This is a genomic window from candidate division Zixibacteria bacterium HGW-Zixibacteria-1 (assembly GCA_002838945.1).
Classification (GTDB): domain Bacteria; phylum Zixibacteria; class MSB-5A5; order GN15; family PGXB01; genus PGXB01.
The window spans coordinates 22,963-45,938 of sequence record PGXB01000016.1 but is presented as its reverse complement, the minus strand read 5'-3'; the positions used below and the strand labels follow the sequence as shown (position 1 = coordinate 45,938).

Genomic DNA, 22,976 nt, shown 5'->3' with positions numbered 1-22,976 from the left:
TCGCCTTTACACAAATAAATAGCTAATATACTCAATTGGGGGCGTTCTTGTTTCGATTATTTTATCAATTGAGGGATGGTCAGTGGGCCTCGAGGCATTACCGCCACGCGGGGGCGGTATCCGAGCGCCGCAATCTCATCGGCAAGGGTCGATTGAATATCATCAATCTTGAACATTTTGCATTTTTCGATCCGGTCGCGCCCCAGTGAGGAATAAACCATGACCTTCATTCTCTTCAAAATCATGGCCAGTTTTTGAGCCTGCCAGCGATCCATCATCCTGAACTCGCTTTTACTCATCATATCAAGCAGAGATTCGGGATCGGACCGGGCTGTCAGAATTTTGGCAAAATTTCCGTCATCCGGAACTCCCCGGATGCACTCGGAAGCAACAATAATCGTCCCGCCCGCTTCGGTTATCAGAGAGGCCGCGGCGATGCCCTTGACGGTCTGATAAAGGTTCTGATCAAGCGGGTAGCCGGAATTGGAGGTGACGACAATCGGATATTTTTGTCCGAGCCGGACGACGGCCGTTTCGGCCGCGGCCCGGCAGCCGGCCCGATGGGCCTCGATAAAATGCCCGGCAAAAATATGACTCATGTCCTTTTGATGATTCAATATTACATTTACCAGAAAATCAGGCGGGGCCAGCGCCGTCACCTCCCGGGCTGCCGCCTGTTGCGGGTTATTCTCAAGGAATCCATAATCCGAATCCGGATGACCGATTATCTCATATGAATGGAAGGCGTTAATCGTTTCCATTCCGCAGATAGCGGGACAAATTCCTTTGGCACCGCCGGAATACCCCGCAAAAAAATGCGGCTCAATAAAGCCGATGACGATCCGTTTGGTCGCCTCGACATATATTTTATTCATATAAACAGGTATACCATGAGAGGTCGTTCCCAGAAACTGAAGCATGCCCTTATTGGTCGCATCATGGCACAAAACCCGGCAATTATTAACGACTTCATGGCCCAAAAGCTCAATCAATTCATCTTTACTGTGCGGGCGATGCGAACCGGTACCGACCAGGACCGTTACTTTTCCCGGATCCAGCCGGCAGAAATCAATAATGGCCTGTATGAGAAACTTGTTCGGAACCGGGCGGGTCCCGTCGGCGGTAACAATGACAAGCTCATCTGAAGGTAAAACAATATTATCCAATGTAGCCGATCCAACCGGACCGGAAACAGAATCAAGAAAAGTTCTGTCCGGCTCCTGAAGTGCCGGAAGGTTTTTCGGCTCGATTATGTCATAATCCGCGATTTTCCAGTCAAGATCGACGTTGACTCCCGAATGCCCATAATCAAGCCGAACCCGCTCTATTCTTGCCGTCATGGCTTGAATATAATCAATTCGGATTAAAATACCGAAGGGTAATTCAGTTGAAGATGGTTATCAGAACGGCCATCCAGGTTATAGCAATCGCGATTATTCCGGGCGGCCGGTCTTTGGCGATTATCAGGGCGATGGCTGAAAATATCAGGGCAATTCCCAGTCTTGCCGTCAATTTGGAAAGAATCTGAATCCTGAGCGCATCACCAAGTAATATCAATCCGGCCAGGGCAAGAGATAAATAGATCAGCCATAAAACATTGTTTCCAGCCTTTGCATTACTCATGATCGTATCCCTTTAAAAAATTCTCAATCCCCTTCCTGATGGCTTTGGCGGTCGTCTTTTGAAAGTCTTCCGTTTTCAAAAGCGCTTCCTGCTCCGGCAGGATAATAAAGGCACACTCGATCAGGACGGCCGGATACTGGGTCGGACGGTTGACCGCCAGGTTGCCGTGATAAAGCCCGTAGTCATTTAATCCGGTTTCTTTAAGCAACTCGGCCTGTATTGAGCGGGCCAGGTTTATCGAATGAGGGTGATAATAGTAGGTGGACACACCATTATTGACAAAAGGATTCACGCCATCAGGCAGGGCATTATTGTGAATTGAAACAAAGAGGTCGGCCTCGGCCTCCCGGGCAATTTTCGGTCGGTCATACAGAGGCAGAGCTTTCATATCATCGCGGGTCATGATAACCCTCGCCCCTTTGCTCTCCAGTTCCTTCTTCAGCGCCAGGGCAATATCCAGATTTGCAGTTGATTCGGTAAGCCCGGTCGGCCCTACCGCTCCCGGGTCCGGCGAATGACCAGGATCAATTATTATTACTTTATACTTAAGCTTATCAATATCTTGCGGTGGTTTATTAATCTGTAACTTTAATGCATTGCCGACATAAAAAACATCATAGCCCCATATGGGCTCGTTAAAGTAAAGCTTCAAACAATACAAGTCAGGTTCTATTTGCGACCATTGCGCCAGCCTGAGCCGATCATCGCCGAAATCATACCTTATCCAGTCGGTATCGGATATTACGCCATACAAATACAAAGTCAATATATCGGTGTCTTCTTCCTCAACCCGAAAAGCATGCCTGGCCGACAGCGGCATTTCAATCGTCAGGTGATCGTCTTCCGACTGACTTCGAATAACCTTCAAATATGACTTGGGCGGCGGCCATCCCGGATCCAGAAAACGGATTGATTTGTCACTCACCCAGCCGGTATGACCACTTGACAGCCGTAACTTAACCCACTCCCCTTCCCGACCGACGGCGAGAGCCTGAACCCCCTCCGGTTGAAATATCGTCAGATAGCCCCGGCGGGGTCCGACCCTGACGATTTGAACGGTATCGGTGAATAACACGGTCCGGGGGAACTCCGGCGGATTGATTCTGAGGAAAATCGAAGAGCTGTCCAGATTTTCCTGCTCAGGAATTTTAAGCAATTTCAGCGCCCAGAAATCAAAATCCGCAGCCTGGCTGGTCACCAATTTTTCAAGCAGTCGGTCAAGGTCGGGTGACCTGAGGTGATAATAAATTCGACTGGAATCGGGCAGCCGTTTAGCGTCAATAATTATGAAGCCGGCGTAATACCCTCGAATTTTGAGCGATTCCGGCACGGCCCCGGCACCGAATACCGATTCGCCCCAGTATGGCTGAATTCGTGGCGGCATCTCGGCCATCGGAACCGAATCGACATAACCCGGAATCGAGAAAAAAGCATCGCAGCCGGGGGTCCCCTGTATTTCCACCGTCAGCATATCTCCCTCGGCAAGCGAGATGTTGCCCGCAAAACTGTTTCTTTCGACAATATAAAGACTGTCATAAGGCAGGGATTTGAGCGGCTTAGGGACATTCACCGGCAGGGTCAGACGTTCAACAATAATGCTGTCATTGCTGCCAAACGCGGCCGCCAGTTCGAAATTGAAAAGTCCCGGCTGGATCGGGAGAAAGGCTATGAAACCGCCGTCAGAATGGACCTTGACTTCCCTTCCGTTGATTGTCAAAAGCGCACCCGGCGGCACCGATCCAAGTATAAAGGTGGAATCGACAGCAGCAATATTGCCGTTCGGCTTGGGATAGATGACCTTAATACCGGCTGAGGCGGAAATCGTGATGATCCATATTCCGACTATCAGCAGGGCCGTCAGACTCATTTTATCGCGTCCGGGCATCCAGAAATTCCTTTTTTATTTTTGGGCCGCCAATAATATCTTCATCGACATAAACATTTTCAAGATTAAAATCAATTCCGCCGGCAATCATGCTTTTTAGAAGTAATGGTCCATCAAAGTCAAGGTAATCGGCCAGGGATGCCATATAAACCGCCTGGGACAGCGCTACCGATGATTCCACCATACATCCCAGCATAACCTTCAGTTTATCCCGGCGCACCTGACGGGCGATTCTGACCGCTTCGGTGATTCCTCCCGATTTGGCCATTTTTATATTAACACCGTCGATATAATCACTGTAATTCCGGTAATCATCAAGTGTGCTCAAACCCTCATCTAAAATGAGAGAGGCCTTCGAATGATCCTTAATGTATTTCCAGTCGCGGATATATTTGAGATCGGTCGGCTGTTCTATCAATTGGACATCAAGACGATTGAGCAAATAAACCATCCTCTCCGCCATATCGGGCTGCCAGCCGCCATTGGCGTCAATACGAAAGACCTTGCCCGAAATTTCTGAAAGCCTGAGAATCAATTTTTCATCGTCCGGCGATCCCAGTTTAATTTTAATAATGGGATAAGGCGAGGAGGCAATACTATCATACATTTTATCGGTATCATCGAGACTTACCGTAAATGAGGTTTTCATTCGAGGCGGCGCATCAAGACCTATGACCTTCCAGGGAAATATCGATTTCGTCTTTGAAAGATAATTCACGATAAGACCGGAAACAGCCGCCTTGGAGACCGGATTGATTTCAAGCCCGGTCAGATCATTCAAGGCATCCGCCGACCCCGGATTTGTCTCCTCCAGAAACGAACGGGCAATCTGCAGGTCGGCAAGAATCGCCTTTTCATCGGGCCCGTAAAAAACCGAACCGGCCGCTTCGCCGAATGTTTTGTCATCGATCGATATAAAATAATTTTTTCTGAAATCGGCTGATCCGGCGGAGACCCGAAAGGTTTGCTTCAGGGGCAGTTTCAGGGCAAAAATGTCGATGGCTATGGCACTACCCTCCTGGCGGTAATGAAGGAATCGAATAAATCCTGCCGAAAGCCGAACGCTCCCGGAAGAAGACTGTTTTCCGCCACTCCCCCTTCGCCGAGAGATGAATGAATAATGCGATACTCATCAATGGCAATCGCGACATGCCCCTTGAAGAACAGCAAGTCGCCCCTTTTCACCTCTTCTCTATTGACTTCACGACCGCATTGGCGTTGATCAATACTATCGCGAGGCAGTATGATTCCGAACCTGCCATATATTGCCTGCACCAACCCCGAACAATCGTACCCGAAGGGTGTCACGCCGCCCCAAAGATAGGGCGTTCCAAGGAACTTCCGCGCTTCTTTAATAACGCCGGAGTGAACATTTATCGGCGACTTGTGCCCGGCAATCGTTGCGATATTTTTTTTCGAAATCGTCGCACGCCCGCCACCGGGCATATCAAAAACGATCTTAGCGCCCGAGTTTCTCCTGACAGCCAATTTAGTGCCGTAAAAAAGGAGAGCCGGGCACGTCGAACTTTCGGATTTACCAGACATCACTCGTGCCGTTTTTGATATAACCAGGTAATTGAGACTATCACACTTTTGCCGAAACTCCTTGGTCGTTATTTTCAGTAAAGCCCGCGTATCTACCCAGCCTTCATAGCCGTCATTTTGATATACTTTATAATAGCCTTTTCGCTCCGCCCCGATCTTAACCGGTTCGTTGAAAAGCAACTGGCTCCTGCGCTCGGTTCGGAAGGCCGGTCCGGCCCTGAGATCGGTGCAGTTCCTGATAATTATGCCATAATTCATATGCGTCAATAAATAGTCTTGAGAGTTAATTAATCAATAAAAAAATAGCCGGGCGACCATCAAAGTGGTCACCCGGCCGTCACTAACGCACAAGGAGTTAGAAGTTGATTTTAGCCGTAAAATACTGGTTAGCGTCAAAAGTTTCAGTCTCAGTCCAGGAATATTCGAAATTCACATCGGTCCCGGCGATTCTGAATATCAGACCGGCGCCGAAGCTGGCACCATACAAATAAGCATCCTGGTCGGAGTAATTATATCCGGCCCGGAGTGAATATTTGCCGTCAAAAACATATTCAAGACCGCCCTGCCACAGATCGTTCGAATAGTTGTTGGACATGAAATTGCTCGACAACATGGCGACGTTTCTTTCGTTTTCAAAGAAATTATATGAAACGCCCAGATTAAACGAACTCGGCAGATCGAATGGGGCCGAAATGGGGCGAACCGGATTGTCATTCAGGACCTGATCAAAACCACGGCCGCCGAAATTCATCTCGGGACCGTAGTTCTTTATCACCATGCCGACCTTCAATCCGCGCCAACCGGGATCATATATGAAACCGACATCAAAAGCGAAACCGGTGGCACTGGCTTCGAATATGCTTTCATGAATGAAAGTTCCGGTCAGACCGAATGAAACCCGATAGGTTAATTCCCTGGCATAAGTCAGGGTGAGAACCGAAAAGGTCGGATTAAATATTCGACCGGTTCCATCCGGTTCATAATTGGTGGTTTCTTCCATATCACCGACTGCCACGATCTTGGCACCTACGCCAATTGTGCCAAAATCCGCGATGTTGGTGGCGGCCCCGAAGAAATTGACGTTGATGTCAGCTATATAAGGAAGATAACTGAACATCACCTCGGTTCCTGCAAGGCCGGCCAGACCGGCGGGATTCCAATACATGGACTCCACACCGGAGACATCGGAGATTATGGCACCACCCATGGCAGTTCCTCGCGATCCCACCGGGATACGCAATTCCTGTGCACCCGCAGTGCCGATTCGCGGGACGTTCTCCGCATAAGCCGAACAAAGGCTTATTACAAGGAGAACAATCAACGGAATAAGAACTTTATTTTTCATTTACTTATCCTCCTTGTCTAGTAGATGTTAAGCACTTCTTCTTGGACAAAGACCGCCATCTTGCCGATCTTCGTGCCGAAGCCTTCAGCGTTAACAACATAAATGTATATACCGGAAGACACCGGTAAGCCCTGCTCGGTCAGGATATCCCAGCAGGCAATCGCCGTCGTGGGGTCATCCTTTTCAAGCGTCCTGATCAGGTCGCCGCCGAGATTATAAATCTCGATGTTGCACTTTTCAGGAAGATGATGGAAACATACCTGATAACTGCCGGGTGATGGATCGTACGGACCGACCATATAGAACGGGTTCGGAACCGCCTTAATGGCATCGAGTTCGGATTCACTGTACGATTTAGTATTGGCCTCACTCGAGAAGGTATAAGAGTCGTCGGCCTTGATTACGATATTCGGATAAAGTGTAAAATAACTTTCCTCGGCGAGCATACCGCCGGTCCCGCGGTCATTGACCCACAGACACCAGGCAGCATCCCAGACACCATTGCCGTTGGCATAGCTCCAGAAGTCGATACTTCCGCCGGTGCCGTCACCATAATATGTTCCGGTCGGATCATAATCGGTGTTCAGCAGCCAGCAATAGTTATACTGCATGTCGCCATTATTCGGTAAAAGTGGATCCGGTACCAGTGGTGCATAATTAAGATCCCACTGGCCGTTCTGGTCACGATCGCGGACAACGACATTGACTTGTCTCGGATTATCTGGATCGGTCACATCCCATACCGTAAATGGAACCGGATTAAAGCCCAGATAGGCGCCACCTGAGAAGGTCTGATACATAAATGCATTCTGCGTTTCACTCGGATCATCGACCACATACGGTTCACCGATGGTATACACGCCATCTCCATTAAGATCGGTATAGGAGGCCATCGGACGGAAGTGAACTTCCATGACCGGATAATCAATCATAGGATCAAGCGATGTCGGCCCCCAGAAATTCGGCTCCATAAAGACACCGCCGAAGAAGATTTCGCCGCCATGGTTTCCACCCGTGATCCAGCGGCCGCCTTCATAATCCTGCTCGGCCACAGCGACCGGGCTGAGATTCGGCGGATCGGCGCCGGCATAAGTATAGCGCTTGCCTGCCAGAGGAGGTCCGATGACCTTCAATTGGAACCCGTCATAAATCTGGTAAGCATCATCACCCGAGAGATTGAAGTTTCTCTGAACCAGGGTGTCATTGGTGGTCGTATTATAGGCGTTCCAGAAAGTACTAATAACAGTGGTTGTATCCGAATGGAAGATGGATGAATCCAGAGTCGAATCATAATATTCACAAAGATACACTATAATAGAATCGCCGGTGACATCCCAGTCGGCATCACATGTATCGGGTCCGATGGTGGTATCGACGGTATAATAGTCGTCAGTATATTCATCTACCTCGACGACCGTATCCAGGCCGAAATCGACCAGGTAGGAATCACCGGTCAGAGCCCAGGGATCGGTCACAATCGGTTCAAGGTAACCATCGGAAGCTCCGGTGGCATGCGTCACTTCCAGCATGTCATGAGGATTGTTGCTGAAATTAATACCGGCCGGCGCCGCCTGGGGCTGCGCCCTAACGATCGTCTGGCTCTCAAGGAAACGGTCCTGATTGGGAACCAATTTACCATTATAGTAGTAGCCGAACGAGAAAGCGGTAACCCTGAAATAATAAGTCGTAACGTCTTTCAGGTCCTCATTGAGAAGAGCGTCCTTATCAATCGTATATGAATAAGCCAAACCGGTGTTCTTGACGGCCCGCTTGATGTCAGGCAGAACAAGGCCGGTTTCGAGATCGGTCAAACTATCGACCAGGGCCTTATCATAATCATTAATGACATCCCAGGTCTTGACCAAGGTCCACGGACCCGAGGCGGACGTTCCCTGCCATACCGAGTAACCTTCGAAGTCGAAATCACCCGGATCCGTTTCCGAGACGTCGGTCCAGGTCAGAACCAGCTCTTTATGAAGTTTGGTAAGCGAAACAACCGGTCTGGCCGGCGGTTTCGGCGGATTGAATCCGTTTTCATACAACTGCTGGGCGAAATCATCGAGCTGCTTGACAACAGTGATTGAATTCAAATTGTTGTTGCCCTGTCCGACGATGATCGCGGCCAGAATTTCAGTGCTGTCACCCGGCCGGAACGTGATCGGGCCGGTGCTCTGCATCCAGCGGCGGTCGGCCGGAGCGATATCGAGGTCGCCGCTTTCGGTGACGGGATTACCGGTATGGACGAACTTCAATACTTGGCCATTATAAATATAATTGGTACCATCACGATTCAAACCGCGCATATAATAATAAGTTTCATCATTATTATCCGGGTCGGTACCGTTGATATACTTATTAAACGAAGTCATTCCCAGATTCCTAAATCCGGGGATAGTATCACCCCACATAAAAGCGGTATCGGTCGGATTACCCGCAACAAGCGGACCCTGGAAAAAGTCGATACCAAGCGCCGGCGGCGCTTCACCATACTGGCTGTCATTATTGGAATCGTTATACACATAACCAAGACCAAGCGTGGTGTCGCAGCCGACCAGGTCATCACCGGCGCTGCCCAGGTCGGGATCCGACCATATCGAGAAATAGCAGTTCTTGAGGACACGATTGCCTTTGTTAAACACATGGAGCCGGATAATCACGATATTGCCCAGCGAACCCTGTCTATCAAAGGCAAAAGTAGTATTTCTGACTTCGATTCCGAGAGGACTCGTCCAACCGGCATCATTGACATGTTGATCAGGATCAGCATCATTGAAAACCGACCAGCACATCTGATCACCGATCATATCCGGAATGGTGTCGCCCTCGTTGGTCACCAGATACGGGGCGCCCTGACCGATGGCATTGGCCAGGTAATCCAGGTAGGCCTGATTGGGATTATTTGCAAGACTGTCCCGAAACAACTTGTAGACCTTAAATGCCGGGCCATCCTCCTGGAAGGTACCCCCGACCATCGGCCCCGGAACATACTCGTCACTATATTCGGAAATTATGACCAGGGCTGAATCAGACGCCGAATCGATGGCCCCAATCCACAATCCGCCGGCATAGTAAGGAGAGAAGTCACCGGCCTTGTCGATATTGCCGCCAATGTCGGCGGTATCGCCGGTGTACGGGAACCAGGTTCCGTAATCATATCCGAACAGGTCGGATAAATCCCGGCCGAAGTTGCCGTGGTTGGTGACAAACATAAGGATGCGGTTGGCATCGATATATGTTGTGTTATCTACCCGCATTGCTGCACTGCCTTTATATGCCATGGGCAGTCTGCCGGCAGGCGGTGCCGCCACAGACGACAGAGCAAAAAGGAGCACAATAACACAGACTAAATATTTTATTTTCATTTCATTACTCCTTATCATGCTCAGAATGACAACCTCAGTCCAAGATAAATTATCCTGGGATTGGCATAGTTTTTCGGGTTGTTCTGGCCCAGATCATATCTATAAGCAAATTCCTCACCGGTATCAGGATTTGTAGCACGAACCTGGCCCTCGGCCGTTTCCAGGTAACCGGAGACATTCGCCTTACCGGTTCCTTCATAGGCCGCCGTTTCGTTTTGGGTATTAAGCAGATTCTTCACCCAGACATACGGGACCAACTTGTAGTCGCCGAACATGAATGTCTTTTCCAGTTTCATGTCAATCGTGAATGTCCAGTCCAGATTGGCGGAATTGATACCGCCGGTCGGTTCCTGCTGTACCGAAGCATTCGGGCTGACGCCGTCATACACCTTCATCGGCGTATAAGGCAGACCGCTGGCCACCTGAATAATCGTATTCAGGCCGACATTTTCGAGCGGATACATATCGCCGAGCATCGGCCCTTCACCCTTGGTCGTGCGCAGATCGAACATACCGATAAGACTGTGCCGCTGATCATAATCGAGCGGATTGGTCGTCTTGGGTATACCCTGCGAATTCTTCCAGGCGATGTTGTAAGTTGACTGAGCGTATGAACCGGTGCCGGTGGCATAACTTAGGGAATACTTCAAGTTAATGCTCATGTTCCGGTTCCGTCTCATGGTCAAGTTGAAATCGACACCTTTGATCGTGCCATAATCGGCATTGGCAAAGAAATCATAGGCATAAGGAATGGCCGCCTGATGATAAATCTGGGTCAATCCCTCGACATCCTTGTAATATGCCGCTATATCGATAGCGGTAAATTCCCCAAGCTGGCGCGTGATACCGAATTCATACTGCGTAATCTTTTCCGGTTCCAGATTCGGACTCGGGAAAGGATAATAAGACCCGGCGCCGACGCGCGCTTCAAGGAAGTCGTATCCGGCATAAAGTCTGACCAGATCGGGACGCTGATAGAACTTGCCATAGTTCATGTAAACCTGGGTCTGGTCGCTGACGGGGAATGATATGCCCAGACGCGGCGATACCCGGGTGAACTTTTTGCTGGCTTCCAGATCCGAAAGCTGAATCGTCCCGCTATTCGCGTCCTCGGTGTTATTCGGATCAAAGGGATTGCTCAGGTTTCTCAAACGTTCCGCCTTGTAATCGAAATAATCAAAGCGGACTCCGGCATTGACCACGAAATCGCGCCATTCGAAGCGGTCCTGAAGATATACACCCAGGTTGATCGGGTGCTTGGTATTATTCATGAAGTCTTGACTGTCGGATTCATTGCCGAGAGAATCAAAACCATAACGGTTGACGCGTTCCGACAGGAATCCCTGGGTCGAGTTCAGATTTTCGAAATAGCGCAGTGTATGACGCTGGAAATCGAATCCGAATTGGAGTGTATGAGCGCGGGTTACCTGACTGGTCAGGTCGCCCTTGACTCCGATATATGACGATTTCCGATGCAGGAAATTCTGCCAGTACGATTCATAGAAAGTGACAAAAGTATCCACATCACCGGTATCGGCCGGATTGAAATCGCTGGCCGTCAGGCTGTCGCCTTCGCGGAACAGATTATGAAAATCATATTCCGGATTCGCATTGGTTCTTTCATAATCCAGATAATTTTCGAACAAGACGCCGTCGCCGCGCGTTCTTTCCGTCATGAAATACGAGACGCTCAGGTTATAGTATGTTTCGGGGTTAAGCGTATGAGTCATCTTGGCATTGATACCGTAGTTCTTGTCGATGTACATCGGCGTATGCTCGACTTGATCGATAAAAGCCGGATTAAGGAAATAATGGCGGTATTCCTGCCACTTATCATAGGAACCGTTTCCATTAAAGGCCAGCTTGATGTTCTCTTTAAGCTGGAAATCAAGCTTGCCCTGGTAGGACCAGCCCTTAAGGAAATTGTTCGGCAGTCTCTGCGGCTCATCAAAATACTGCGCCAGGCCGAATTTTTCATAAACGTCCTTCGTGGTAACGGAAGGCGTCCGATCGGCCATCCAGCGCCGCTCGCCTGAGACGAAGAAATATGCCTTCTCCAGACCCGGAATGGGGCCGCTGAAGTCGCCCGAATACCAGTTCTGGTCATAGCTGTCATAGCCGACCACGGTGGCCGGATTGTCACTTATCAATTCGAGGTTGCCATGGTATTCATCAGAACCGGAATTGGTCACTACGTTCACAATTCCTGACGCCACATGTCCGTATTCCGCCGAGAAGGCGCCTGATGTAACCTTTACCTCCTTAATAGCATTGTTATTGATGTTGGCTGTCGATATACCCGACAGCGGATCCTGCTGCGAGAAGCCATCGACATAGTAGGCTACCTCGGACGGACGGCCGCCGCGCAGGTTAATTTCCGGCCCATTGGCCAATGATTCACGACCACCGCGCTGACGTATATCAACGTTGGAATTCATACGTACAACGCTGTTCTGCAGACCCACGACCTGGTCATATCCTCTGACCGGCATTTGCTGCAGCTCATCTCTTGACACGATATTGACTGTGGTAGTCTTATCTTTGGTGACAAGAGGTCTTTCGGCTTTAACCACGATTGTTTTGCCCAGATCAAGCGCTTCCTTGGACAGAGTAAAATCAGTGTACGCCGTCAAATCAGCGGAAACGCCGACGTTGGTAATATCAACAGGGGCAAAACCAATCAGTGATGCTTTGACCGTATATGTTCCTACCGGAACATTCAGAATATAGTATTCACCATTTTCATCGGTCAAAGCGCCCTGCTTGGTCCCGACTACTGATACTGCTACGCCGGGAAGAGGCTCACCGGTCTCGGTATCGGCCACGACACCGGAGATCTTACCCGTGACACCGGCAAGGATCGCCTGCGGCAGCAGTAATCCAAGTGTCAGACCAAGCATTATCGCCATAGAAAAAAGTTTTTTAACCAATTTCTATAACCTCCTTTGGTTTTAAAAATTGAATTTTCCCAGGGAAAAACAGAAAAGGTTTTTTTCTCTCTTCCTCTCACCTCCTTGTGCTGCTAATCCGATAATAATGTTTAGGCTTACATTATATTTTCCAAATAAATCTTAGCTTTATCACTATCCACAAAAAGCCTGAAGCGCCCGTATTGAAAGGCCTTCTTCACTGTAAATATATACGCCGCAAGTAAGTTAGATTTCAGCAAAAATATTGTCAACAAAAAAACAATCCGATTTTTATACTTTTTATTCCACATCCAGTATAAAAATCGGAATATTTTATAAATAATTAAGCGGTTCAGCCAATTTTCATCGCGGCTTCGGCCACTCTCGCAATTGCTTTTTTGATGTTTTCGACCGAATTCGCGTAGGAAAAACGAAGATACCCTTCGCCGTACTTCCCGAATGATGTCCCCGCCAGAGCCGCGACGCCATATTCTTCAAGAAGCAACTCCTCCATCTGCTTCGAAGTTTTCCCCAGCGCCTTGATATTGGGAAAAACATAGAATGCACCAAGAGGTCTCCTGCAGGTGATACCATCTATGCCATTAAGACCATCCACGATGACATCGCGCCGTTTCTTGAATTCCGCCACCATTTTCTCGGATTCTCCCTGAGGGCCGGTGATCGCGGCGCCCATGGCGATTTGCGAAAAGGCCGCCGTACACGACGTGCAGTTTGTCTGCAGGCGGGCCACCGCGGCCGCCAGCGCTTCATTCATGACACCGTATCCCAGGCGCCAGCCGGTCATGGCATACGTTTTGGACATGCCGTCCAGGATGACCGTACGTTCCTGCGCGCCCGGAAATTGCGTCAAAGATTCAAATCTGGCCTCATAAATGATGCGGGAGTAAATCTCGTCCGAGAGAATCCAGATATCATTTTCCACGGCGATACGGACAATTTCCTCGAGATCGTCATGCGTCAAGACGCCGCCGGTCGGATTCTGGGGCGAATTGATAATCATCAATTTCGTTTTTGGAGTCACCAGCGACTTAAGTTCTTTGACATCCAGCCTGAAATCATTTTCCTCCCGGAGCGGAATCGGCACCGGTTTGGCATTGACGAAATTTATCAGCGATTCATAAATGGGGAACCCGGGATTGGGGTAAATGACTTCATCGCCGGCATCAACCAGTGCATAAATAACAAAAAACATTATCGGCTTGCCGCCGGGGGTGATAACCACCTGCTCCGGTTTCGTCTTAATTCCGCGGGTTCGATTGATCTCGTCGGAGATGATTTTGCGAACTTCCGGATAACCCGGGGCCGGGTTATAATGGGTGTATCCATCATTCAGAGCCTTGATCGCGGCATCGGTAATATACCGGGGCGTAGCGAAATCGGGCTCACCGATTTCAAGATGCACTACATCCTTACCCTTGGCTTCGAGCTGTTTGGCTCTGACCAGAACTTCAAAAGCCGTCTCGGTTCCAAGCCGCTTCATGCGTTCTGCGAACTTCATCCCATACTCCTATATCTGTCTTAATATTTCCAACTTAACCCAGGTTCAAAAGTTTCCTGGCCTTATCGGCGATATGCTCCGCGGCAACTTCGAATTCCTTAATCAACTGCCACGGCATACCCGATTCACCAAAGCGATCCTTCACGCCGACCATACCGAACGGCAGCAATTTCCCGTCTGATGAAGCTCCATCCAGGACAGCCGCGGCCACCAGATTGCCCAGCCCCCCGATTTGATGTTCCTCGGCAGTAATGATTGCCCCGGTTTCACGGGCGGCTTTCACGATGGCTTCTTTATCCAGCGGCTTGACGGTGTGCATATTGATGACGCGGGTCTCGATATTATAGTCCTTCTTAAGAATCCAGGCGGCCCGCAGCGATTCGGCCGCTTCGGGACCGCATGATATAATCGTCAGGTCCTCATTTTCATTGACATAATCGGTTGAAAGTTTGATATCAAAGGCGTCCTTGAACATCTCTTTCTCGCCGCGGAAACGATAAATATTGGCCACCCCGAATTTAAATGGCGTCTTATCATCCGAGACAATCGGCGTGGCCTCGCGGGCGAACCGGATGTATTTCGGACCGACAATATCGAAAAGCATGGCATGCGTCATTTTCTTCGTCTCCACGGAATCAATCGGTACTCCCACGCGCATATTGGGCAGACCGCACATCTGGAAAAGGGCTTCCAGTTCCTGATGGGTCGCTCCGTCCGGACCAACCGAAACACCACCATGGGCGCCGACAATAAGGACATTAAAGTCGGCATAGCAAACTGAGACACGCAATTGATCCAAATTTCGGGCCGATGAGAAGACGCCATAGGTGCCAAAAACCGGAATCTTCCCTTCTTTGGCCAGCCCGGCCGCAACGGTTGTCCCGCCCTGCTCGGCGACACCGACAGAAATCCAGCGATTTTTTCTTTCCGGATGATTTTTGTAAAAATCGGAGATCGTGATTGAATCGGAAATATCGGCCCCGATGCAGACGATGCGCTCATCATCACCATATTGATCAAGAGCCCGGCCCAGACCTTTACGGGTCGGATCCATTTCGGTTTTCATATTGGGCTGCTTGTTCCACCAGAAATTATTGGAGAATTTGGGCAGTTTCGCCTCAAGACGTTTCTCAACTTCGGCCTGGTGATCACTGCCGACTTTGAAGAATTTATCGATATCGAAGGCATCCGATAATCCCAGCTCGGCCAGGGCCTTCTTCATTTCTTCCTGATTCGGCGGCTTGCCGTGCCAGCCGGCCACATCTTCCATAAAGCTGACCCCTTTGCCCTTGATCGTGTGCGCCAGTATCAACGTCGGTTTATCCTTTGAATTACAGGCAGCTTCAAAAGCCTTTACAAGCGCCGGAATATCATGGCCGTCAACTTCAATGACGTTCCAGTTGAAGGCGCGATACTTGTCCGCAATCGGGTCCAGACATTGTACATCCTTGGTATAACCGTCTATTTGCAGGCGATTGAGATCAAGGATATTTATGAAATTATTGAGCTTGAAGTTTCCCGCTTCCATCGCCGCTTCCCATATCGAACCTTCCTGATGCTCGCCGTCCGATGTTATGGTAAAGACACGATGGTCGCTTTTATTCAGCCTGGCGGCCAGGGCAATTCCGACACCAACCGACATCCCCTGACCGAGAGATCCCGATGAAATCTCCACGCCGGGTAAATCTTTGTGATGCGGATGCCCCTGCAAAGGGGAGCCGAGCATTCTCAACTTAGCCAGTTCCGTTTCGGCGAAATATCCCGAAACCGCCAGAGAAACATACAGGGCCGGAGCCTTGTGACCGGCCGACCAGATGATGCGGTCGCGGCCGATCCATGATGGATTTTTCGGATCATGCCGGGCGATTTTCAAATACAGAACAGCGAGGATGTCCATCATCGAGAGTGTCCCGCCCGAATGCCCGGATTTGGCCGAACATAATGAAATCATATCCAATCCGCGCATGCGATTGGCCATTTTCTTCAACTCATCTATCGAGTATTCTTTGATAATACTGCCGGATTTTGAGTCTATAAGCGGCATTTTACCTCCAACTCGTACTTTGTGAATTTCGTAACTTACTTCTTCGGGGAATATATCAGTTTGAGATTCAACAGTCAACCCTTTTCGGGATGACATTTTGAAGGATTTTCTTTATTCTAAGTTCAAGAGAACTAAGAGATTTATTGTTTTGTATTATTATGTCGGCACGAGCCCTGAATTCGGCCAATTTCAACTGCGAACGCAGCCGCATTTTTGCCTCCTCCATGGTATATCCTTTTTCTACCAGACGGGAAATTTTGGCCCTGTCCGTGGAATGAACGACAATAGTCAAGTCAACCATTTTATCCCAACCCCAATCCAGCAGCAGGGCCGCATCAATTATGACAATTTTATACTTCTTAAGAGCTGCCCTGCTTTGACGTCCAAGTTCCTTCAGGAGAACCGGATGGACGATACGATTGAGCTTATCCTTATGGTTGCTGTCGGCAAAGGCCAGACGAGCCAGGTATTTTCTTCTTAATTTACCGGAAGGAGTCAGTATTTCTTGCCCAAATGCCCTGATAAGCTTTTTCAGAACGACAGGGCTGTTTTCGACCACATCCCGGCCTATCTTGTCGGCCGATATGACATAGGCTCCGTATTTGGCGAAAATCTTCGCCGCTTCGGTCTTCCCTGACCCGATTTGTCCGGTGATACCTATCAGCATTCCCTATTTCGCTTCCAGCCAGTTGTCGCCGACCCCCATATCGGCCACAATCGGGACCTTTAAGCTAACCGCTTTTTCCATGCCGTCTCTTACAATATTTCGCAACTTATCTATCTCGTCTTTGTGTGCGTCGAAAATCAATTCATCATGCACCTGCAGAATCATCTTCGATTTCATCCCGGATATTTTTCCATAAATATCAATCATGGCCAATTTAATCATGTCGGCGGCGGTGCCCTGTATCGGCGTGTTTATGGCGGTCCTTTCGGCAAACTGGCGCACCTGGAAATTTTTGGCGTTAATTTCGGGCAGATACCTGATTCGATTGAATAACGTCGTCACATATCCATTATCCCGCGCAAATTGTTTGGTTTCTTCCATATATTTTTTGATTCCGGGATAGCGTGAAAAATAGGTCTCAATAAATTCTTTGGATTGAGCCACATCCAGTTCCGACTGCATCGAAAGCCCATAGGCGCTGACCCCATAAATGACCGCAAAATTGGCGGTTTTGGCGGCGCGCCGCATCTCCGGTGTCACTTTCTTCATATCGACACCATACACCTCGGCAGCTGTTCGGGCATGAATGTCCTCATTGTTCTTGAAAGCCTGGATCAGCGTCTTATCGTCGGAAAAATGTGCAAGTATCCGCAGCTCGATCTGTGAATAATCGGCCACCAGCAGCCGGTAATTTTCGTCGCGCGGCAGAAAGGCCCTTCTTATTCTGCGGCCGATTTCGGTTCGCACCGGGATATTCTGAAGATTGGGATCAGTCGATGAAAGCCTGCCGGTAGCGGCAATGGTCTGGTTAAACGAGGTATGAACCCGGCCGGTTTCAGGATTTATCAGGGCCGGAATAGCATCAACATAAGTGCTTTTCAGCTTTCCAAGCTGCCGGTATTCAAGAATCAGACGCGGGAGCTTGTGAATTCCGGCCAACTCCTCAAGAACGCGAACATCGGTCGAAAAACCGGTTTTCTTGGCCGTTTTTCCCTTGGTGGGAAGATTCAGCTTCTCGAATAGAATATGCGACAACTGCTGTGTGGAATTGATGTTAAACTCCATCCCGGCTTCGATATAAATCTCCCCTGTCAGTTTATCAAGCTGCTTCTCCAGTTCCAGTGAAAAATCGGCCAGGTACTCCGGATCGACCCTGACGCCGGCCTCTTCCATCGAGGCCAGCACTTTTATCAGGGGCATTTCGATATTGTAATAAAGATTGTGCAGTTTCAACTCATCGATTTTCGGCGCCAGAACACCGCGCAACCGGTACGTATAATCGGCATCTTCGGCGGCATACCAGGCCGCTTTATCGACATCAACCTTGGCAAACGAAATCTGTTTTTTGCCCGATCCGATCAGATCGGTAATCGGCTGCATACTGTAATTGAAATGCTCCAGGGCCAGTGCATTGAGACCATTCTGGCGGCCCGATGGATTGATTACATATGATCCCAGCATGGTATCAAAAGAAACAGGGTCGATATCCAGGCCGGCCCGGTGCAGTACTTCCAGATCATATTTTATATTCTGCCCGAATTTTTGAACCTTACGGTCGGCCAGTAATTTGGATAACAATTTAAGCGCCTTCTCCCGCGGAAGATTGCGTTTTTTGTCTTCATGACCGATTGGAATATAATAAGCTTTGCCGGCTTCAGCGCAAAGCGAAACACCCACCAGATCAGCTTCAAGGGCATTCAGCGAAGTTGTCTCGGTATCAACCGCCACTTCTTTTTTTGAGGAAAGCGCCCCGATCAATTTCTCCAGCGCTTCAATATCCTCCAGGCAGATATAATCGGCCTTTGAACCGCCCATTACTTTTTCCTTGTCATCAAGATCCAGCATGAGATCGAGGCGCCCGGTCAATTTGGCCAGTTCTTCAAGCAGGCGGTTGAATTCCATCTCGAGGAAAAATTTCTTGGCCTTGTCGAAGTCGATTTTTCCCCTTCTCATATCTTTCAGCGAAAATTCGACCGGAACCGATATGTCGATCGTAACCAATTTTCTGGCCAGGCGGGCGCTCTCGATATTTTCCATTATCTTGGTGCGGACCCCTTTGGCCTTGATTTTTTCCGGATTTTCCAGAATAGCATCGAGGCTGCCGAATTCCTTGAGCAGCAACCGAGCCGTTTTGGGGCCGATTCCCGGAACACCTTTAACATTATCCGAAGCATCACCCATAAGAGACAGGGTATCAATAACCAATTCCGGAGGGACCCCGAACTTGTCTTCAACACCTTTTTTGTCCAGTTTCTCGGGCGGTGTTGATCCCTTCTGCGGGTTGTATATTTTCACCTTATCGGTGACCAGTTGAAACATATCTTTATCGCCGGTAACGATCCAGACATCCATGCCCTTCTTTTCGCCCGCTTTGGCCAGAGTTCCGATAATATCGTCTGCCTCGAAGCCTTCCATTTCAAATGCCGGCAGTTCGAGCGCCTCGGTGGCCTCTTTGATTCGCGGCAATTGCATAATCAGTTCTTCCGGCATCTTGGCCCGGGTCGATTTATATTCGGGCGACATCTTATGCCGGAAGGTCGGAGCCTTGGTATCAAATATGACCGCCAGGTAGTCAGGGTTTTCCTCCCGGATGACTTTCAATATCGAGTTAACAAAGCCGAATGTGGCCGATGTATCTTCACCCTTCGAATTTATCAGCGGATTTCTGATAAAAGCAAAATACGCACGATAGAATATTGCCGAACCATCGACCAGATAAAGCGTCTTACCGTTCATCTATACAGCCCCTCCCGAATAATTGTCTGCCTGGCATTTTCCGGAACCAGGTAACGGATCGACCGCCCTTCTCGGACCCTCCTGCGGATCATGGTCGAGGAAATATCCATCAGCGGCATTTCAAATCGTTCCACTTTATCCAGCCATTTCGATTGTCGTTCCAGGCTCTCATAGCCGGGTCGTCCGGCTACGATTATTTTGACTTTTTTAACAAGTTCATCCGGCCTGTACCAAGTGTCAAAAGTGGCGATATTATCGGCGCCGAGAATTAAATGCCATTTTATATCGAGATATTCGATTTTCAGGGCATCGATTATATTGACCGTATAGGCCGGCCGGTCAAAATCTTTTTCCATATCCGAGACAACAAACACATTATTGTCTTTGATCGTCTCCTCGACCATTTTAAGACGGATTTCGAATGAAGCGACCGGTTTTTGATCGCGATGCGGCGGATTGTAACTTACCACGAAAAGAACGCCGGTAAGGTCATACGCGGCGGCAGCCGACTCGGCCAGGAGAAGATGGGCATTGTGGATGGGATCGAAGATCCCGCCCATAATTCCCCAGTTACCGGCCTTTTCAAGATTTGTCCGAAACATCTGCCGTCTCCAGCAGGCGGTGAATCTGCTCGATATACTCTTCCGCCTTAGGGACCAGTTCATTCTCGGGATAAACGGTGATAAAACTATTGAATTTCGACAGCGCCTCGGCATATTCCGATTTTTTGAAGCTGATCTCGGCCAGCCGATAAAGTGATGCGGCGGCATATGAAGTTCCAGTATAAGTATCAATCACGTACTGAAAATATATTGCCGCGGATTTATATTGATACAATTTGAAATAAAGCATCCCGTTATCATATTCTTTGTGCGCCAGTTTGGTCATACCTTCGGTTATTGCCTGCTGTGCCTGCTCTACCAGAGGCGAATCGGGATTATCAATTATGAAATCCTGAAGCTGCTGAATCGCCTTTTTCAAATCTTCCTGGTCGAGCGAATAATGGCCCGGCGTGTTTTTCAAATAACAGACACCGGTCATGTACTGCGACTCCGCATAAAAGGCGGACTGCGGGTAATTAGTCATCAACCGGCGGAACTCCACTGCTCCCAGCTCATAGTCCTTATTATTATAATATGACATGGACAGATAAAACTGCGCCGTATCGACAATATCCGCCCCGGGAAAATTGAAAATCACTTTCTGGAAACCTTCGATTGCCTTCAACCAGTGGTTTTTGTCAAACTCCGCTTTGGCAAGCGCAAATTGATCCTGGGCATTTGATTCAAGCTTAATCCCCGGCGCGCCGCAACCGGCGACCCAGATGATCATTAAGGAAATCGCGATGGAAACCAATACTTTACTCATCAGATCTGATATTTCTCCTTAAACGTTTTATAATTATCCATAACTTTATTGAGGTATGACTTGGGAAGCGGCTTGTTCAAACGAACCCGGTCCCTGAGGGCGGATTCGCCCAGATTATATGAAATGACCGCCTTGCGGACATCTTTGAATTTAAGAATCATCTCGAACAGGTGCAACGATCCCATTTTGATATTCAACTCCGGTTGAAAAAGCGTCGTGGAATCCTTCCAGTCGACACCCATCTTATCAGCCAGCGACCGGCCGACGAACGGCCTGATTTGCATCAGCCCCTCCGCTCCGGCCGATGATACCTGGCCGCGCTTGAATGATGATTCGGTGAAAATCAGCGCCAGCAGGAATAACGGATCATAATCATATTTCTTGCACTCCGAATAAATAACTTCCGTCAACTGCTGCTCCTCTTCATCGCTGAAACCGATCTGAAAATCCTCAATCACCTGCAATATCTGCAGCTTTTCTTCGAGTTCCGATATCCGCTTGCGCTGAAAATCAATTTGCTTTTCGAGATCGAATTTTTCCCGGACCAGATAAATTATAAGGACCGATTGCGAGAGATATATCAGAACAAAGAAAATTGCCACCGGCTTCGACAAAAACAGTCCCAAACGATTTGACTGGATCATTTTCCTGATACCTCCGCTTTGGCGATTAAATCATACCCCTCGGCCATAACCACCCGGGCCTCTAAAATGTCGCCCACCGTAAGATTCTCGCCGTCTATATACACCTGCTGGTCGATTTCGGGGCAGTCGCCCTTTGTCCGACCAACAGCCTGAGCATCCGGTTTAACTTCATCAATTATAACTTGTTGAATTTTGTCAATCAAGGCAATATTTTTGTCAAACGCAATCTCCTGCTGGACACTCATTAAGACATCTTGGCGCGCTTCGGCCACGGCATCGGAAATTTGATTTTTCATCCCCGCCGCCCGCGTGCCCTCTTCGGAAGAATACTTGAATACCCCCAGCCGGTCAAATTTAAACTCCTCGATAAACCGCTTTAATTCGCCAAATTCTTTCTCTGTCTCTTCAGGAAAACCGGTAATGAACGTTGTCCGAATAATATTATCCGCCGATTTATCTCTGATTTTATATAAAGTATTCTCTATTTCGGAGCGATTTGTCCGCCGATTCATAGATGAAAGAATTCTATCGTTAATGTGCTGCAATGGAATATCGAAATAGCCTAGAACCTTCCCGGAAAATGTCATAAAATCAATCAGCTCTTCGGTGACCGCCTCGGGATGAAGATACATCAGGCGAATCCACTCGATCCCCTCCACCTCCTCAAGCTTCCTCAGGAGTGCCGGAATGTCGGGGCCCTTGTCAAAATCCCGCCCGTAACCGGTTCCCTCCTGTGATACCAGGATTATTTCCTTTTTACCTTTGGAGGCAAGCATCTGCGTCTCGTCGATAATTTCGCTCATGGGCCGACTTCGATACCGACCGCGTATCAGCGGAATAGCACAATATGAGCAATAGCGGTCGCAGCCATCGGCGATTTTTACATAATCATAAGGTCTGGCGGTATCCACATGACGTAATCCGCCGGACAGATAAGTCAGTTCCGAAGCCTTATCCCTGACCAAAATGGGACCGCCGGCATTATTGCCGATGATTGCATCAGCCAGCGCTTCGATTTTACCCAGCCCGAAAAAACCGTCGATGAGAGGCATGTCGGCTGTTAGCTCATCACCATATCTCTGTGGCAGACAGCCGGTAACATATAATTTCTTGATCTGCCCACGCTCTTTTTGCTGTTCATAATTAAGGATTTCATTGATTGACTCTTCTTTGGCCGGAAGAATAAAACCGCAAGTGTTGACAATAACGATATCTGCTTCCAGATCATTATTCGTCGGCTGCAATCCTCTTGATATAAGCATACCGGCGATATAGTCGCCGTCGACATCGTTCTTGGGACAACCCAGCTTTTTTATATAGAATTTCATC

16 protein-coding genes are annotated in these 22,976 nt (G+C 48.8%); all 16 read right to left on the bottom strand.

What is annotated here, in order from left to right:
- Positions 1 to 56: 56 nt before the first annotated feature.
- The 16 genes from CVT49_07970 to rimO all read right to left on the bottom strand — a co-directional run bounded on the left by CVT49_07970 (position 57) and on the right by rimO (position 22,975).
- Entirely contained in the window at positions 57 to 1,340 is a 1,284-nt protein-coding gene (locus tag CVT49_07970; protein PKK83560.1) for a hypothetical protein, read from the bottom strand.
- Between the two features lie 43 nt (positions 1,341 to 1,383).
- Complete coding sequence (locus CVT49_07965) at positions 1,384 to 1,623, bottom strand: hypothetical protein (protein ID PKK83559.1); 240 nt, start codon at positions 1,621 to 1,623, stop codon at positions 1,384 to 1,386.
- Positions 1,616 to 3,508, bottom strand: coding sequence for a hypothetical protein (locus tag CVT49_07960; protein PKK83558.1), 1,893 nt, complete (start codon positions 3,506 to 3,508; stop codon positions 1,616 to 1,618). Before CVT49_07960 ends, CVT49_07965 begins: the two co-directional genes overlap by 8 nt.
- A complete protein-coding gene (locus tag CVT49_07955) occupies positions 3,492 to 4,289 on the bottom strand; it encodes a hypothetical protein (protein PKK83557.1) in 798 nt (265 codons plus the stop codon). Before CVT49_07955 ends, CVT49_07960 begins: the two co-directional genes overlap by 17 nt.
- Positions 4,290 to 4,510: 221 nt before the next feature.
- Entirely contained in the window at positions 4,511 to 5,311 is an 801-nt protein-coding gene (locus tag CVT49_07950) for a hypothetical protein (GenBank protein PKK83556.1), read from the bottom strand.
- A gap of 97 nt (positions 5,312 to 5,408) precedes the next feature.
- Positions 5,409 to 6,398, bottom strand: coding sequence for a hypothetical protein (locus tag CVT49_07945; GenBank protein ID PKK83555.1), 990 nt, complete (start codon positions 6,396 to 6,398; stop codon positions 5,409 to 5,411).
- Between the two features lie 17 nt (positions 6,399 to 6,415).
- A complete protein-coding gene (locus CVT49_07940) occupies positions 6,416 to 9,778 on the bottom strand; it encodes a hypothetical protein (GenBank protein ID PKK83554.1) in 3,363 nt (1,120 codons plus the stop codon).
- Between the two features lie 2 nt (positions 9,779 to 9,780).
- On the bottom strand, positions 9,781 to 12,669 hold the full coding sequence (locus tag CVT49_07935) for a hypothetical protein (protein ID PKK83553.1): 2,889 nt from the start codon (positions 12,667 to 12,669) through the stop codon (positions 9,781 to 9,783).
- Positions 12,670 to 13,021: 352 nt separating this feature from the next.
- On the bottom strand, positions 13,022 to 14,188 hold the full coding sequence (locus CVT49_07930) for an aspartate aminotransferase (GenBank protein ID PKK83552.1): 1,167 nt from the start codon (positions 14,186 to 14,188) through the stop codon (positions 13,022 to 13,024).
- A gap of 34 nt (positions 14,189 to 14,222) precedes the next feature.
- Positions 14,223 to 16,232 (bottom strand): transketolase, encoded by a 2,010-nt coding sequence (locus tag CVT49_07925; GenBank protein ID PKK83551.1) that lies wholly within the window; start codon positions 16,230 to 16,232, stop codon positions 14,223 to 14,225.
- Between the two features lie 67 nt (positions 16,233 to 16,299).
- The gene (locus CVT49_07920; protein ID PKK83550.1) at positions 16,300 to 16,899 is read right to left on the bottom strand and encodes a dephospho-CoA kinase; all 600 of its coding nucleotides are present in this window, start codon (positions 16,897 to 16,899) and stop codon (positions 16,300 to 16,302) included.
- Positions 16,900 to 16,902: 3 nt separating this feature from the next.
- Entirely contained in the window at positions 16,903 to 19,635 is a 2,733-nt protein-coding gene (locus tag CVT49_07915; protein ID PKK83549.1) for a DNA polymerase I, read from the bottom strand.
- A complete protein-coding gene (nadD, locus tag CVT49_07910) occupies positions 19,632 to 20,405 on the bottom strand; it encodes a nicotinate (nicotinamide) nucleotide adenylyltransferase (GenBank protein PKK83548.1) in 774 nt (257 codons plus the stop codon). Before nadD ends, CVT49_07915 begins: the two co-directional genes overlap by 4 nt.
- The gene (locus tag CVT49_07905) at positions 20,218 to 21,003 is read right to left on the bottom strand and encodes a hypothetical protein (protein ID PKK83547.1); all 786 of its coding nucleotides are present in this window, start codon (positions 21,001 to 21,003) and stop codon (positions 20,218 to 20,220) included. Before CVT49_07905 ends, nadD begins: the two co-directional genes overlap by 188 nt.
- Positions 21,003 to 21,647, bottom strand: coding sequence for a hypothetical protein (locus CVT49_07900; GenBank protein ID PKK83546.1), 645 nt, complete (start codon positions 21,645 to 21,647; stop codon positions 21,003 to 21,005). Before CVT49_07900 ends, CVT49_07905 begins: the two co-directional genes overlap by 1 nt.
- Entirely contained in the window at positions 21,644 to 22,975 is a 1,332-nt protein-coding gene (rimO, locus tag CVT49_07895; protein PKK83545.1) for a 30S ribosomal protein S12 methylthiotransferase RimO, read from the bottom strand. Before rimO ends, CVT49_07900 begins: the two co-directional genes overlap by 4 nt.
- Between the last annotated feature and the right edge of the window lies 1 nt (position 22,976).